General features: G+C 68.2%; 13 protein-coding genes. 6 read left to right on the top strand and 7 right to left on the bottom strand.

The window, feature by feature from the left end:
* Positions 1 to 245: 245 nt before the first annotated feature.
* A complete protein-coding gene (locus HNP55_RS01310) occupies positions 246 to 2,324 on the top strand; it encodes a sigma-54-dependent Fis family transcriptional regulator (protein WP_246448096.1) in 2,079 nt (692 codons plus the stop codon).
* Here the strand turns inward: HNP55_RS01310 and HNP55_RS01305 are convergent.
* Together HNP55_RS01305 and HNP55_RS01300 are read right to left on the bottom strand one after the other, a co-directional pair.
* Positions 2,321 to 2,803, bottom strand: coding sequence for a DUF456 domain-containing protein (locus HNP55_RS01305; RefSeq protein ID WP_184295334.1), 483 nt, complete (start codon positions 2,801 to 2,803; stop codon positions 2,321 to 2,323). The genes HNP55_RS01310 and HNP55_RS01305 overlap by 4 nt on opposite strands.
* A 58-nt stretch (positions 2,804 to 2,861) precedes the next feature.
* A complete protein-coding gene (locus HNP55_RS01300; RefSeq protein WP_184295331.1) occupies positions 2,862 to 3,965 on the bottom strand; it encodes a hypothetical protein in 1,104 nt (367 codons plus the stop codon).
* 93 nt (positions 3,966 to 4,058) lie between these two features.
* Here HNP55_RS01300 and HNP55_RS01295 point away from each other — a divergent pair, with 93 nt between their 5' ends.
* Both HNP55_RS01295 and HNP55_RS01290 read left to right on the top strand, forming a co-directional pair.
* Positions 4,059 to 4,814, top strand: a complete 756-nt coding sequence (locus HNP55_RS01295) for an MBL fold metallo-hydrolase (protein ID WP_184295328.1) — start codon at positions 4,059 to 4,061, stop codon at positions 4,812 to 4,814.
* Positions 4,815 to 4,856: 42 nt separating this feature from the next.
* The gene (locus HNP55_RS01290; protein WP_184295326.1) at positions 4,857 to 7,367 is read left to right on the top strand and encodes a TonB-dependent receptor; all 2,511 of its coding nucleotides are present in this window, start codon (positions 4,857 to 4,859) and stop codon (positions 7,365 to 7,367) included.
* A gap of 60 nt (positions 7,368 to 7,427) precedes the next feature.
* Here the strand turns inward: HNP55_RS01290 and HNP55_RS01285 are convergent, their stop codons facing one another.
* The 4 genes from HNP55_RS01285 to HNP55_RS01270 all read right to left on the bottom strand — a co-directional run bounded on the left by HNP55_RS01285 (position 7,428) and on the right by HNP55_RS01270 (position 11,500).
* Positions 7,428 to 7,745: a high-potential iron-sulfur protein gene (locus HNP55_RS01285; RefSeq protein ID WP_184295323.1), complete on the bottom strand. Its 318-nt coding sequence runs from the start codon at positions 7,743 to 7,745 to the stop codon at positions 7,428 to 7,430.
* Positions 7,746 to 7,780: 35 nt separating this feature from the next.
* Positions 7,781 to 9,574, bottom strand: coding sequence for a PQQ-dependent methanol/ethanol family dehydrogenase (locus HNP55_RS01280; RefSeq protein WP_184295320.1), 1,794 nt, complete (start codon positions 9,572 to 9,574; stop codon positions 7,781 to 7,783).
* Between the two features lie 190 nt (positions 9,575 to 9,764).
* Positions 9,765 to 10,721, bottom strand: coding sequence for a quinoprotein relay system zinc metallohydrolase 1 (locus tag HNP55_RS01275; protein ID WP_184295317.1), 957 nt, complete (start codon positions 10,719 to 10,721; stop codon positions 9,765 to 9,767).
* Positions 10,718 to 11,500: a quinoprotein dehydrogenase-associated SoxYZ-like carrier gene (locus HNP55_RS01270; protein WP_184295314.1), complete on the bottom strand. Its 783-nt coding sequence runs from the start codon at positions 11,498 to 11,500 to the stop codon at positions 10,718 to 10,720. Before HNP55_RS01270 ends, HNP55_RS01275 begins: the two co-directional genes overlap by 4 nt.
* Positions 11,501 to 11,740: 240 nt before the next feature.
* Here HNP55_RS01270 and adh point away from each other — a divergent pair, with 240 nt between their 5' ends.
* From adh to HNP55_RS01255, 3 genes are all read left to right on the top strand, one after another.
* The gene (gene adh / locus HNP55_RS01265; protein WP_184295311.1) at positions 11,741 to 13,261 is read left to right on the top strand and encodes an aldehyde dehydrogenase; all 1,521 of its coding nucleotides are present in this window, start codon (positions 11,741 to 11,743) and stop codon (positions 13,259 to 13,261) included.
* A gap of 14 nt (positions 13,262 to 13,275) precedes the next feature.
* Positions 13,276 to 13,656 carry a DUF779 domain-containing protein gene (locus HNP55_RS01260; RefSeq protein WP_184295308.1) on the top strand — a complete coding sequence of 127 codons (381 nt, stop codon included), beginning with the start codon at positions 13,276 to 13,278 and terminating at the stop codon, positions 13,654 to 13,656.
* Positions 13,657 to 13,728: 72 nt separating this feature from the next.
* Complete coding sequence (locus HNP55_RS01255; RefSeq protein WP_184295305.1) at positions 13,729 to 14,436, top strand: class I SAM-dependent methyltransferase; 708 nt, start codon at positions 13,729 to 13,731, stop codon at positions 14,434 to 14,436.
* Here the strand turns inward: HNP55_RS01255 and HNP55_RS01250 are convergent.
* Positions 14,415 to 14,969 carry a PAS and helix-turn-helix domain-containing protein gene (locus HNP55_RS01250; RefSeq protein ID WP_184295302.1) on the bottom strand — a complete coding sequence of 185 codons (555 nt, stop codon included), beginning with the start codon at positions 14,967 to 14,969 and terminating at the stop codon, positions 14,415 to 14,417. The two genes, HNP55_RS01255 and HNP55_RS01250, sit on opposite strands and share 22 nt — an antisense overlap.
* Position 14,970: the final 1 nt, after the last annotated feature.

The following is a 14,970-nucleotide window of genomic DNA, read 5'->3' as shown; positions in this document are numbered from 1 at the left end:
AAGGGTTGGGGGAAAGCTGACACCCGCCGCTTGTGCAAGGACCATGCCACACGAGGGCTGTTCCAGACTGACACAGATCAAGCTGGGGAATGTTCCATGGACAAGCTTTGCTCCAGCCCGCAGCATCAGGGTGGGAACTCAAAAGAGGACAGAGCCTGAAGCCCGATGCCGGTTCAGGCCGCGAGAGGCAAGCCGCACCCGCTGTTCAGGGGGCGGCACACAACAAAACTCTGAGGAAGACCATGATGTCTACGACTTCCAATCCCGCGCTCGGGCTGGCCGCCGTGCTGCCGCGCGCCGAGTTCATCGAGCGCTCGCACCAGCGCAGCAGCGGCCTGGGCCTGTCGCGCAGCGAACAGCGCGAGCTCGAACCCATGGTGCGCAGCGACCTCAATCTGGCACGCGAGCGCAACCAGCGCCTCTATCTGCATGCCGCGCCGGTGATGCACATGCTGTTCGAGCAGATCGTCAATACCGAAAGCATGATCGTGCTGACCGATGCCGCCGGCACCATTCTTCACTCGGTGGGGGACGACGATTTCCTGGCCCGCGCCGACAAGGTGGCCTTGGCGCCGGGCGCCAACTGGGCCGAGCATTCCAGGGGCACGAACGCCATCGGCACGGCCTTGTTCGAGGGCTCGCCCACCCTGATCCATGGGCCCGAGCACTTCATGCATGCCAACAACTTCCTGACCTGCTCGGCCGCGCCCATCTTCGACCCGCGCGGCAATATGCTGGGCGTGCTGGACGTGACGGGCGACCACCGCAGCTACCACCAGCACACCATGGGCCTGGTGCGCATGTCGGCCCGGATGATTGAGAACCACTGGCTCAGCGACGACTACAACAATCGCCTGCGCCTGCACTTCCACAGCCGGGCCGAGTTCATCGGCACCTTGCTGGAGGGCATTCTGGTCGTGGGCCCCGACGGCAAGCTGCTGGGCGCCAACCGCGGCGCCCTCGACCTCTTGGGCCTGAGCGGCGCGGCCCTGCGTGCCCAGACCCTGACCAGCCTGCTGGGCACCAGCACGGCCGCCGTCTACGACCATTTCCGCATGCCTTTGTCGGCCCCGATGCGGCTGAGTCTGGCCAGCGGGCAGAGCTTTTACGTCACGGCCCGCTTCGACTGGCCCTCCCGCCCCGTGGTGGCGGGCCTGGGCCTGCTGGACACCGAGCCGGCCCCGGCCGCTCCGGTCAAGCCGCAGGCCGAGGCCGCCGGCCCGGCGCCGGCGGCCAAGCTCTCGGGCCTGCAATACCTGCGCACCGGCGACGCCCAGGTCGATACCCTGGTGCAGAAAATCCAGCGCGTGCTGGACCGCGACATCCCCCTGCTCATCCTCGGCGAGACCGGCACCGGCAAGGAATTGCTGGCGCGCGCCGTGCATGTCGATTCCAAGCGGGCGCGCCAGCCCTTTGTGGCCGTCAACTGCGCCTCCATCCCCGAGAGCCTGATCGAGGCCGAGCTGTTCGGCTACGAGGACGGCGCCTTCACCGGCGCGCGCCGCAAGGGCGCCAGCGGCCGCATCCTGCAGGCCAATGGCGGCACGCTCTTCCTGGACGAGATCGGCGATATGCCTCTGCCCCTGCAGGCGCGGCTGCTGCGCGTGCTGCAGGAGCGCAGCGTCACGCCGCTGGGCTCGGCCAAGTCCATCCCGGTGGACATCGCGGTGTTCTGTGCCACCCACCGCAATCTGCGCGAGATGATTGCCGCCCAGAGCTTCCGTGAAGACCTGTACTACCGCTTGAACGGCCTGGCCGTGCGCATCCCGGCCCTGCGGGAACGCAGCGATCTGGACGCCATCGTGCGCCGCATCCTGCTGGCCGAGCGCCCGCAGGACGCGCCCACGCTGAGCCCGCCGGTGGCCGCGCTGTTTGCCAGTTATCACTGGCCCGGCAATATCCGCCAACTCGCCAATGTCTTGCGCACGGCGGCGGTGATGTCGGCCGGCGAGGCCCAGATCACCCCCGCCCATCTGTCCGACGATTTCCTGGAGGACGCCGCGGCCAGCCTGGGCCGCGCCGCCGCCGCCAGGCCTCAGCCGGCGTCCGTGGCCGTCATGCCCGTGCAGGAATTGCCGGCGGTCGCTGCGGAGCCGCCCGCTGCCTCGCTGCAGCAGGCCGAGGCCGCCATGCGCGCCAGCCGCATCCCGTTGAGCCAGGAGGCCAGCCTGGGCCAGACCCTGGAGCAGGCCGAGATCGAGATGATCCGCGCCGCCCTGGCGGCCGTCGGTGGCAATATCTCGGCCGCCTCCAAGCAGTTGGGTATCAGCCGCAACACGATTTACCGCAAGCTGCACTGGAACGCCGGGCCGGCCGAGGGCTAAACCAGCAAGGCAATCACGAACACGCCAATCATCATGAAGGCCAGCACCACCTTGGCGATCAGGCCCACCATGATGCCCAGCCAGGTGGCCAGACCGACCTTGAGCGCCCGCGCCTCGTCCTTGCGGGCCAGGTATTCGCCCAGGGCCGCGCCCAGCAGGGGCATGAAGAACACGCCGACCAGGCCCATGAACAGGCCCGCCAACGTGCCCAAAGCGGCCCCAGCGATCGCCTGCTTGCTGGCACCGGCCTTGCGCGCACCCAGGAGCCCGGCCACATAGTCCAGCACCCAGGCCAGCACGGCCAGGGCCGTGATCAAGGCCAGGCTCCAGCCGCCCACCTGCTGGAAGTCGCCCACCCAGGCGCCGAGCACGATGCCGCCCAGCACCAGGGCCGTGCCCGGCAAGGCCGGCAGCACCGTGCCGAGCAGGCCCAGGCCGATCAAGCCAATACTCAAGACCCACCAGAGCGTCTCCGCCATGCAACCCCCTCGAAACAATCGTTTTGGAGGGCAGGACTTGGGGGTGGCAGATCAGGAATCAAGGCTTGGGCTGGAACAGCAGGGGCTCCAGCTCCTTCCACAGCTGCTGCAGATTGAGCGGGTGGCGCAGGGCGTAGCCGGGCAGGGCGGCAAAGGCCGGCAGGGCCAGCGCGGGGTCTTGCACATCGAGCGCCCGGCCCGCGCTCAGCTGGGCCCAGACCCGGGCCCGCAGCTGTTCGATGTAGTCGATATGGCCGGCCAGGCTGCCCGGCCCTTCACCCGCCGCCTGGCCGGGTTCACCTTGCTCGCCCAGCAGCAGGGCCGGGCCCGCAAAGCCTTGCAATGTGCGCAGGGCGGCCAGCATCAGATCGCTGCGGCTCTTCAGCAGATCGGGCACATCGCCGGCCCACAGCAGGCCCTGGGCCAGCACCGTGGCGCTGGCCCGGTGGCGCAAGACCAGCACATGCTCGCCCATGCCGCGGTCCAGATTCAGCCACTCGAAAGGCCCCAGCTCGGCCGCCTGCACGGCCTGGGTGGGCGTGCGGATGATGGCCGGCAGCAGGCTGGCCCCCGCCACCGGCCCCAGCTTGGCGCGCAGCTTGTCCTGGCACAGCTGGCAGCGCTTGTTCATCAAGGCCATCACCTCGGGCAGGGCCCAGATGCGGGCCGGCTCGAAGGCGATATTGCCCATGGCCAGCTCGGGCGTGGCCCGGCTGTTGATGACATCGCCGGGCAGCCGGCCGAAGCGGGCCTGCAGGGCGCAGGCCAGGCGGGCGGCAAAGGCCGGCGTGGGGCCGCTGCCGACCAGCCACAGGCTTGCCTGGGCCGTGCCGTCTTCGGCCACGAAGAGCTGGCTGGTCAAGCCGCCGTTGCCGGCATCGGGCTCGCCGCGGGCGGCCGCGATCCGCCACAGGCCGGGGGCCACCGGCAGCAGCGGTGGCCAGCTTGCCGCCTCGGCGGCGCAAGCGGGGGCGGCCTCCTGCGCCGAGACAGGGGGCGCCGCGCCCAGGCCCAGCACGCAGGCGGCGAGCAGTAGCAGCCCTGACAGCGCCTGCTCCAGACTGCAGCAAAAGCGTTGCAGCCTGGCGCAGGGTTCGACCTTGCCTGTGCCTGGTTTCGCGTTTGCAGGCCTGCGGCATGGATATTGCGTTAGCTGGGGCATGAGAAGCACTTTCAAGACAGGGTGGAGGCAGGGGCGCCGGCCCTGGCCGCAAGCAAATATCCTGCCGCCTCGGCGCGGCGGCGGGGCCGGGCCATGAAGATCCTGGTGCTGGGGTCGGGGGCTTGCGGGGGCCGGCCGGCGCGTCAGGGTTCGGTGGCCTTGTCGCTCGACGGCCGCGCCTGGCTGTTGATCAATGCCTCGCCCGACATCGCCCATCAGCTGCGCGCCCATCCCGCGCTGCAGGCCGGCGGCGCCATCCAGGCCCTGCTGCTGCTGGACGCCCAGCTGCAAAGCGTGCTGGGTTTGCTGAGCCTGCGCGAGCACAGGCCGCTGGAGGTCTATGCCACGCCCCTGGTGTTCGAGGACCTGACCGAGGGCCTGCCCCTGCTGCCCATGCTGGAGCCGTATTGCGCCGTGCACTGGCACCCCTTGCCGGTGGCAGGTTGTGAGCGCAGCGCCGGCTTCAGCATCCCCGGCTTCGAGGGCCTGCGCTTCGAGGCCCAGGCCGTGCCGGGGCTGCGGCCCTCCCATGCGCGGCGGCGCGAGCCGCGGGTCGGTGACCACATCGCCCTGCGGGTGGAGGACGGTCGCAGCGGCCAATGCCTGGTGTTTGCCCCCGCCCTGGCCGGCACGGCCTTCGACGCCGCCGGTCCTGGCCCCGAGCCCCTGGCCGAGCTGGATGCCGAGGCCTGCGGCCTGTTCTGGGCCCAGCCGGCGGACTGCTGGCTGCTGGACGCCCAGGCCGGCCCGCAGCAAGCCGCGGGTCGCCGCATCCTGCTCGGCCCGCAGGATGCGGGTGTGCCGGCTCATGCCGAGCTGGCTTATGAGGGCATGGTGATCGAGCTGTGAGTGCCCCGAGTCAGCCCATCAAACAATTCGAGGAGAACGACCATGTACAGCCCTAGTTCCCAGCCCCTGCCGCCGGCCTGGCTGGCCGCCGCCCTGAGCCTGCTCTGCGCCGGCACGGCCCGGGCCGAGCCCACCCAGCTGCCGCGGGTGGAGGTGATCAGCAGCTCGCCGCTGCGCGGCAGCGCGCTGGCGCGCGAGCAGATGCCCGGCCTGGTGCAAAGCCTGGGCGCGGCCGATCTGCAGCGCCGCCAGGCCCTGGACCTGCCGGACTATCTGGCCCGCAACCTGGCCAGCGTCAGCCTGAACGAGGCCCAGGGCAATCCGCTGCAGGCCGATCTGAACTACCGCGGCTTCAGCGCCTCGCCCCTGCTGGGCACGCCGCAAGGCCTGTCGGTCTATCTGGACGGTGTGCGCCTGAACCAGCCCTTTGGCGATGTCGTGAGCTGGGATCTGATCCCCAGCAGCGCCATCGAGCAGGCCGTGCTGATGCCGGGCAGCAACCCGCTGTTTGGTCTCAACACCCTGGGTGGCGCGCTGGCCCTGCAGACCAAGACCGGCCTGAGCAGCCCGGGCAGCGCCCTGCAGCTCAGCGGCGGCAGCCACCGGCGGGTGCTGCTTGAATTCGAGAGCGGCGGCGGCAGCCCGCAACGGCATTGGTTTGTCACGGCTAAGCGCCTGCACGAGCAGGGCTGGCGGGCGGCCTCGCCCTCGGACCAGAGCCAGCTCTTCGCCAAGCTGGGCGGCCGTGTGGGCGCGGCCGAGCTGCGCCTCGCCCTGGCCTTGGCCGGCAACGAGCTGAGCGGCAACGGCCTGCAGGAGCAGGGTGCGCTGGCGCGCGACTGGCGCAGCATCTACACGGCGCCCGATACCACTCGCAACCGGGCCCAGCTGCTCAATCTGGAGCTGAACCAAGGCCTGGCCGGCGGCATGCGGCTCAGCGGCAATCTGTTCTACCGCCGTATTTCGACGGACACGCTGAACGGCGATATCAACGAGGAAGCGCTGGGCCAGTCCGTCTACCAACCCAATGCGGAGGAGCGCGAGGCCCTGGCCGCGGCCGGCTATAGCGGCTACCCGGCCGCGGGTGCGAATGCCGCCAACACGCCTTTCCCGCGCTGGCGCTGCATTGCCAATGTCTTGCTCAACGAGGAACCCAACGAGAAATGCAACGGCCTGCTCAACCGCACACACAGCCTGCAGCAGCATGCCGGCCTGGGCGCGCAGCTGGCCGGCGAGTCGCAGTGGGCGGGGCTGAAATCGCAGTGGCTGCTGGGCGCGGCCCTGGACTGGAGCCGGGTCGATTTCCAGCAGAGCACGCAGTTCGGCTTCATCAATCCGGATCGCACGGTCAGCGGTCTTGAAGGCCCCGGCGCCTTTGCCGACGGCAGCCAGAATTCGGAGGATGCCTTTGACGCCCGCGTCGATCTGCGCAGCCGCGGCCACACGGCCAGCCTCTTCGCCAGCAGCGCGCTGAGCCTGAGCCCGGCCACGCTGCTGACGCTGTCGGGCCGCTACAACCGTGCGGCAATCAGCAACCGCGACCAGATCAGGCCGGGCGGCGGCACGGGCTCGCTGGACGGCGAGCATGTGTTCAGCCACTTCAACCCCGGCCTGGGCCTGACGCATGCGCTTTCGCCCGCGCTCCAGCTCTACGCCAGCGCCAGCCAGGGCGCGCGTGCGCCCACCTCGGTGGAGCTGGGCTGTGCCGACCCGGCCAGCCCCTGCAAGCTGCCCAATGCCATGGCCGGTGACCCGCCGCTGCGCCAGGTCATCACCCACAGCTGGGAGTTGGGAGCAAGAGGTCGCTGGGCCGGTCTGGACTGGCATCTGGGCGCCTTCCGGGCCGATAACCACGACGATCTGCTCTTTGTGGCCGACAACAGCAGCGGCTTCGGCTACTTCCGCAACTTCGGCCTGACCCGCCGCCAGGGCCTGGAGGCCAGTCTGCAGTGGCAGGCCCACCGGGATCTGCGCCTGGGCGCCAATCTGAGCCTGCTGGACGCTACCTACCAAAGCGCCGAGCAGGTCGGCGGCACGGGCAATAGCAGCAACGAGAGTGCCCAGGCCGGCCTGCCCGGCCTGGAGGGCGTGATCCAGATCCGCCCGGGCGACCGCATCCCCCTGCTGCCGCGCCAGCAGCTCAAGCTGACGCTGGATTGGCGCGTCAGCCCGCAGTGGAATCTGGGCCTGGACCTGCAGGCCAGCGCTGGCGCCACGGCACGCGGCAACGAAAACGGCCAGCACCGGCCCGACGGCGTCTTCTACACCGGCCCCGGCCGTTCGGCGGGGTATGCCTTGCTGAATCTGGGCCTGGACTACCGCCCGGCCCATAGCGGGCTCAAGTTCTTTGTGCAGATCAAGAACCTGTTCGACACCCGCTACAGCACGGCGGCCCAGCTGGGCGCCAATGCCTTCGACGCCCAGGGCAATTACCGCGCCCGGCCCCTGCCGGCCAATGCCAACGGCGATTACCCGCTGATCCACGCCACCTTTTTTGCCCCCGGTGCGCCGCGCGCGGCTTGGCTGGGCTTGCGCTATGAGTTTGCGGAGTGAAGAACTGAAGCGTAGGCGCCCGGGGTTTGGATGCCGGGCGCTTTTGGCAAAGGCCAGGGCTTAGGCGGGCAGCTTGGCCCACACCTGGCACCAGCCCGCATTGGCGATCTGCTTGCGGCCGAACATGGCGCAGCCGGCCCAGGGCTCGTTGGGCTTGCCCTGCCAGAACGTGCAGTTGGCGCAATGCTGGGCGGCCTGGTGCTTGGGGTATTTCTTGGCGTCGACCTTGAGGGTGTCGTGGCGATAGCCCAGGGCCTGGGCTTGTTCGCTGTCTTCCTCGACCCGGGCCGGGCCGTTTTGCGCCAGGGCCAGGCTGCTGCTGGCCAGGGCGGCCGGGGCGATCAGGAGTTGACGGCGCGAGATTTTGCTGTGCTCCATGGGGAGTCCTTTGTCTTGGCTGCTGAGGTGGAGAGTTACTTGGCCGAGGCCAGCTTGGCGCTGCCGCCGCCGGTCTTGGGCAGCTTGAAGACCCAGACCATGCCGCCTTGCTCCAGGAAGTTGACGCGTTTGGCCACGTCGCCGCCCCATAGCGGCACGGCACCACCCCAGCCCGAGACCACGCTGATGTATTGCTCGCCGTTCTGCATCCAGCTGACGGGCGGGGCGACGACGCCGGAGCCGGTCTGGAATTCCCAGACCACCTTGCCGGTCTTGGCGTCGGCCGCCTTCAGAAAGCCCTCGGGCGTGCCCCAGAAGACCAGATTGCCGGCCGTGGTCAGCACGCCGCCCCACAGCGGCGCGTTGTTCTTGACCTCCCAGACGATCTTGCCGGTCTTGGGGTCGACGGCGCGCAGGGCGCCGATGTAATCCTCATTGAGCGGCTTGATGGTGAAGCCCGCGCCCAGATAGGCCGCGCCTTTTTTGTAGGTAACGGGCTCGTTCCAGATCTCCATGCCCCATTCATTGGCGGGCACGTAAAAGAGTTTTGTATCGGGGCTGTAGGCCATGGGCATCTGGTTCTTGCCGCCCAGGAAACCGGGCGCGGCGAACACCGAGCTGCCTTTTTTGCCGTCGCTGCTGGCGGTGGGGTCGCCGCTGCGGTTCTCTTTGATGAACATGGGTCGGCCGGTCTTCAGGTCCACGCCGCTGGCCCAGCTGAGCTTGCGCACAAAGGGGAAGGCGTTCTTCAGCTCGCCGGTTGTGGCGTCGTTGACGTAGAAGAAGCCGTTGCGGTCGGCCTTGCCGCCCAGGCGCTTGCCGTCCATATCGAAGGTGATGAATTCATTCGCGCCGTCGAAGTCCCAGGCATCGTTGGGCGTGCCCTGGTAATGCCATTTGATCTGGCCGGTCTTGATGTCGATGGCCACGGTGCTGCAGGAGAACAGATTGTCACCCTGGCGCAGATGGCTGTTCCAGGGCGCCGGGTTGCCGGTGCCGAAATAGGCCAGGCCGGTCTTGGCGTCGTAGGTGCCGCCCATCCAGGTGGCGGAGCCGCCGGTCTTCCACAAGTCGCCGGGCCAGCTCTTATTGGTGGTGCCGGAGATGCCGTTCTCGCTTTTATTGCCCTCCTTGTCGTAGCGGTAGCCCATATGGCCTTCGACGGTGGGACGGCTCCAGACCATCTGGCCGGTGCGTGGGTCGCGCGCCTCGACCCGGCCGACCACGCCGAACTCGCCGCCCGACAAACCCGTCAGCAGCAGGCCGCCGGCGATCAGGGGCGCGGCGGTGGCGGAGTAGCCGGCGGCGTAGTCGTCGATCTTTTCCTTCCACACCACCTCGCCGCTGGCCTGGTCCAGGGCCACCAGCTGGGCGTCCAGGGTGGCGAAGATGACCAGGTTGTCGAACAGGGCGGCGCCGCGGTTGACCACATCGCAGCAGGGCATGATGCCCTCGGGCAGGCGGTGCTCGTACTTCCACAGCTTTTTGCCGGTGGCCGCGTCCAGCGCGTAGATGCGCGAGTAGGAGGCGGTGACGAACATCTTGCCCTCATGGATCAGGGGCTGGGACTCCTGGCCGCGCTGCTTCTCGCCGCCGAAGGAAAAGGCCCAGGCCGGCACCAGGCGGCTCACATTGGCCGTGCTGACCTGCTTGAGCGGGGAGTAGCGCTGGCCTTGCGTGCCCAGGCCCGAGGACAGCACGCTGGCGCCGCTGCGCGGCGAGTCCTGGATCATCTGGTCGCTGACGCCGGCGGCCAGGGCGCTGCCACAGCAGGCCAGGCAGGCCAGGCTCAGGCGGGTCGTCAGCAAGGTGGCGGGGGGGATGCGCATGGAGGTCTCCGTTGGTTTGATGGGGAAGGGTCCGGGTTGCCCGCGGATGCCTGCCTGATCGCAACAAACGTGCCATCCAAAACTCGCTGGAAATCGAGCCGAAACCGCCCAGCCAGGCCGGTAGCGGCCCTCCGATTGCTACATCCTCGAACAGCGGCAGCGCGCCGCTTGCTCCAGCCTGCCGCCAGCCTCAGGGGGTTTTCAGGAGCTGCGCCTGCTCGTAGCGCGGGTAGAGATGGGCCACATTGCGCAGGTACTCGGTCTCGAACGCGGCCCAGCGGCGGAATTCCTCGGGCACGGGCTGGCGCAGCAGCTCCATCATGTCCAGGCCTTGCTCGGCGGCGCTGCGAAAGCGCTGGTCCAGCCAGCTCAGATAGCGCTGGGTCATGGCGATGGCCGCCCCATCGCGCGCCGCGTCCACGCCGCCATGGCTGGGCACCCACCAGGGGTAGGGCAGGGCGGCCAGGGTCTTGAGGCCGGCTTGCCACGGAGCCAGGCTGGCATGTGGCGTGGTGGGCACGCGTTGGCTGAAGACCAGCCCGCCGGCGAAGACCACGCCCGCGCTGCGATCGATCAGCACCAGATCGCTCTCGGTATGGCCGTCCAGCTCCAGCAGCTCGATCTCATGGGCGCCCAGCTGCTGGACGCCGGGCCGGACGGGGCCGTCGGGCAGCAAGGTCTCGGTGCCCTTCATCCAGTCGCCGCAGAGGCGGTAGAGATTGCTCTCATAGCTGGCCGCGTTGGCGGCCATCGCGCTGCGGGTGGCGGCGCTGGCCAGACGGGGCACATCGGCAAAGGCCTGGTTGCCGAGGAAGTAGTCGGGGTGCTGGTTGAGCAGCAGCACCTGCAGCAGGGGCCGCGTCGTCGTGCGCGCTATCAGCGCCCGTAACTGCTCGCCGTAGCGGCGCGAGGGCCCGGTATTGATCACCAGCACGCCGGCCTCGGTGACGATGAAGCCGGTATTGATGATGTTGCAGCCGTTGGCGAGCTGGAAGTCGGCATTGGCGCCTTCCACCACATAGACGTCGGGCGCCAGGGCGCGGGCCTGCAGCCGGTAGTCCAGCGTGGCGGGGTCGGCGGCCGGGCCGGCCAGGCTGGTCTGGGTGGCCAGGGCCAGGGTCAGGGCCAGCAGCAGGGCGGGCTTCATGGAATCGCTCCTTCGATGCGGTTGCCGTTGTTGTCGCTGCCCTGCAGCCGCAGGGCCCCGGCCAGGGGGCTGGCGAAGTCGAAGCTGAAGATGGGGTTCTCGCTGACCGGCTCGAAGGTCTTGAGCCGGCTCAGCGTGCGGCCCTGGGCGTTCTTGAGCTGCAGCTGCTTGAGGTAGAAGGCCGGCACGCCGCCGCCCAGGCCGGTGTCCATGGGGTGCATGACGCGCAGGCGCAGGCGGGTGCCGCTGGGCTGGGCCAGGCCGCTGAAGCGGCGCGCGCTGACCTGGCCCAAATGCTGGGCCCAGCTGCCGTCGCTGCGGCTGCTGGCCGGGGCGGAGCAGCCGCCGCCGGCGGACTCGACCCAGCTGCTGCCCACATGCCAGCGGCCGTCGCGGGTGCGCACCGCCGCGCGCACCGGGCTGGCCTGCTCCAGCTTGAAGCGAAAGCTCAGCGCGGGCAGGGCGTCCAGGGGGTAGAACTCCAGCACCTTGCGTATGGGGTTGCGGTCCACCAGCACCAGGATCAGCTCCACCTCGCCCAGGCCCTGCACCTCCACGCTGACCGGCACATTCATCGGATCCTCGGCAAAGGCCGGGCTGTGGACCTGCACCCGCGGGTCGAAGCCCACCTTCGCCTTGGCGCCCAGGAACTCGTCGCGCAAGGCGGGCCATTGCATGGAGCCCAGGGGGTCTCGTTCGGCCGCAGTGGCCGCCCCGGCCGGTGGTGCGCCGGCCAGCAGGGCGCTCAGCAGCCAGGGGATGAGGGTGGGTGTTTGCATGGGGCTTGTTCTCCTTGCTGTTCAGCGAAGCAAGAACCGTGCGCTCAAGCTTGCTCATAAATGGAACAAACCGCCGGGCCTGGCCCGCGTAAACCCTTGGCCGACCCCGTGCCAGCGGCGCTGCGCCCGCGGTTTGTGGGCCGAGGCAAGACCTGGCACGCAAGCTGCAGTAGGGCTTGTGCCGCCCGGCAATCGCCGGGGCTATGCAAACCCCGCCCAACCTCGATTTGGAGACCTCAGATGGACATGCTCGAACCCGGAAAATTTGGCACCCCCGTCGCTTTCAAGAAGCGCTACGGCAATTACATCAATGGTGAGTGGGTGGCCCCCGTCAAGGGCCTTTACTTCGAGAACGTGACGCCGGTGACCGGCCGCGCCTTCTGCGAGATCCCGCGTTCCAGCGCCGAGGACATCGAACGCGCCCTGGACGCCGCCCATGCCGCCAAGGCCGCCTGGGGCAAGACCTCGCCGGCGACGCGCGCCAACATCCTCAACAAAATCGCCGACCGCATGGAGCAGAACCTGCCCATGCTGGCCGCCGCCGAGACCTGGGACAACGGCAAGCCCATCCGTGAGACCACGCTGGCCGACCTGCCCCTGGCCGTCGACCATTTCCGTTACTTCGCCGGCTGCGTGCGCTCGCAGGAAGGCGGCATCAGCGAGATCGACGAGAACACCTATGCCTACCATTTCCACGAGCCCATCGGCGTGGTGGGCCAGATCATTCCCTGGAACTTCCCGCTCTTGATGGCGGTGTGGAAGCTGGCCCCGGCCCTGGCCGCCGGCAACTGCGTGGTGCTCAAGCCGGCCGAGCAGACGCCGGTCTCCATCCTGGTGCTGATGGAGCTGATCGGCGACCTGCTGCCGCCGGGCGTGCTGAATGTGGTCAATGGCTTTGGCCTGGAATGCGGCAAGCCCCTGGCCAGCAGCCCGCGCATCGGCAAGATCGCCTTCACCGGCGAGACCACCACCGGTCGCATGATCATGCAGTACGCCAGCCAGAACCTGATCCCGGTCACCTTGGAGTTAGGCGGCAAGTCGCCCAATATCTTCTTCGCCGATGTGCTGGCCAAGGACGATGCGTTTTTTGACAAGGCGCTGGAAGGCTTTGCGATGTTCGCGCTGAACCAGGGCGAGGTCTGCACCTGCCCCTCGCGCGCCCTGATCCAGGAGAGCATTTACGAGCAGTTCATGGAGCGTGCGATCAAGCGCGTCAACGCCATCAAGCAGGGCAACCCCTTGGACATGAGCACCATGATTGGCGCGCAAGCCTCCAACGAGCAGTTGCAGAAGATCCTCAGCTATCTGGACCTGGGCAAGCAGGAGGGCGCCAGCTGCCTGACGGGCGGTGCGCGCAAGCAGCTGGCGGGCGATCTGGAGGGCGGTTTCTACGTCCAGCCCACGGTCTTCAAGGGCCATAACAAGATGCGCATCTTCCAGGAGGAAATCTTCGGCCCGGTGGTCTCGGTCACCACCTTCAAGGACGAGGAGGAGGCCTTGGCGATTGCCAACGACACGCTCTACGGCCTGGGCGCCGGCGTGTGGAGCCGCGATATGAATACCGCCTTCCGCATGGGCCGCCATATCCAGGCCGGCCGGGTCTGGACCAATTGCTACCACGCCTATCCGGCCCATGCCGCTTTCGGCGGTTACAAGCAATCGGGTATAGGCCGCGAGAACCACAAGATGATGCTGGACCACTATCAGCAGACCAAGAATCTGCTGGTCAGCTACGACCCCAAGGCGCTGGGCTTTTTCTGAACCGGGGCGGGCCCATGTCGACCGATGATGTTCCCCAGGTCGTGGCCACCCCGGCCGCCCTGGCCTTGATTGCCCGGCTGGCGGGTGAGCATGGGCCGCTGATGTTTCACCAGTCCGGCGGCTGCTGCGACGGCAGCGCGCCCATGTGCTACGGCGCCGGCGAGCTGCTGGTGGGGGCGGGCGACCGCCATCTGGGCGAGATCGGCGGCATGCCCTTCTACATCAGCGAGTCGCAGTTCGAGTACTGGCGCCACACCCAGCTCATCATCGATGTGGTGGAGGGGCGGGGCGGCATGTTCTCGCTCGAAGGGCCGACGGGCCAGCGCTTTCTGACCCGCTCGCGCCTGTTTGAGGACGCCGAGTGGGCGCAGATCGTGGCCAGCGGGCGCGGCTGAGCACGTACATCACCGAATGGACAGCCGCCGCGCCCGTGTTTAGGCTGGTGCGAGCTGTTCAGGAGGTGCGCCATGAAGCTCTGGTTGCTGGCCAAGTTTCCTTTGCTGGCGAGGCTGCGGCAGCGCTGGTGGGCCTGGAGCTCGGCGCGCCGCCGGGCCCAGCGCTTTGCCGACTCGGGCAGCTACTGGGAGTCGCGCTATGCCCAGGGCGGCAATTCCGGCGTGGGCTCCTATGCCTTGTTTGCCGAGTTCAAGGCCGAGGTGCTGAATGGTTTTGTGGCCGCCCATGGCCTGAGCCAGGTGATCGAGTTCGGCTGTGGCGACGGCAATCAGCTGAGCCTGGCCCGCTACCCGCAATACCTGGGCCTGGACATCAGCGCGAGCGCCGTGGCCGCATGCCGCCGGCGCTTCGCCGCCGACACGAGCAAGCGCTTTGCCCATGTCAGCGAATACGCGGGCGAGACGGCCGAGTTGGCGCTCTCGCTCGATGTGCTCTACCACCTGGTGGAGGACGAGGTCTTCGAGCGCTATCTGCGCCAGCTGTTTGCGGCCTCGACCCACTATGTGATCATCTATTCCAGCGACTTCGACAGTCCGCCCGGCACAAGCGAGCCCCATGTCCGGCACCGGGCCTTCACGGCCTGGCTGCGGCTGCAGCAGCCGGGCTGGCAATTGCTGGAACACATCCCTAACCGCTATCCCTACCGGGGCGACTACCGGACCGGCTCACCGGCGGATTTCTTCATCTACCAGCTGAGTCAGGCCACCAGCAGCTTGTGAATCAGCTCCGGCGTGGAGGCGGCGGCGTATTTCTTCATCAGGCGGGCGCGGTACACGTCGACGGTGCGCGGGCTGATGGCCAGGCGCTTGCCGATCAGCTTGCTGGTCAGACCCTCGATCAGCAGGGCGGCGATCTCGCGTTCGCGTGCGGTCAGGTCGGCCTTGAGCTTGCGGTGGGCCGACAAGTCCTCAAAGCTCCAGATGCCCTCGGCATGAGGGTCGGCCGGGTTGATGGCGCGGCCCGAGACATGGCACCAGAACAGCTGGCCTCTGTGTGGCCCGGCAACTCTGCGCATCACCCGGTCGTCGGCATAAAAGCCGTCGGCGTCCAGGCTGGCCACGATGCGGGCGCCGGTGCGCTCGAACTCATCCAGGCTGGGGTAGAGCACCTCGAAGCTCTGGCCTATCAGCTGCTCGCGCTCGGCGCCAAACATGGTCAGCAGCTGGCGGTTGCAGTCCTTGATCAGGCGTTTGGCGGACAGCACCAGGCCGATGGGGGCGTGGTCGAAAGCGGTTCGGTAGTCCAGTGGCATG

The sequence above is a fragment of the Roseateles oligotrophus genome, assembly GCF_014204525.1.
Taxonomy (GTDB): domain Bacteria; phylum Pseudomonadota; class Gammaproteobacteria; order Burkholderiales; family Burkholderiaceae_C; genus Paucibacter_A; species Paucibacter_A oligotrophus_A.
Note: the sequence above shows the minus strand (reverse complement) of the source record. Positions and strands in the feature narration are given on the sequence as shown.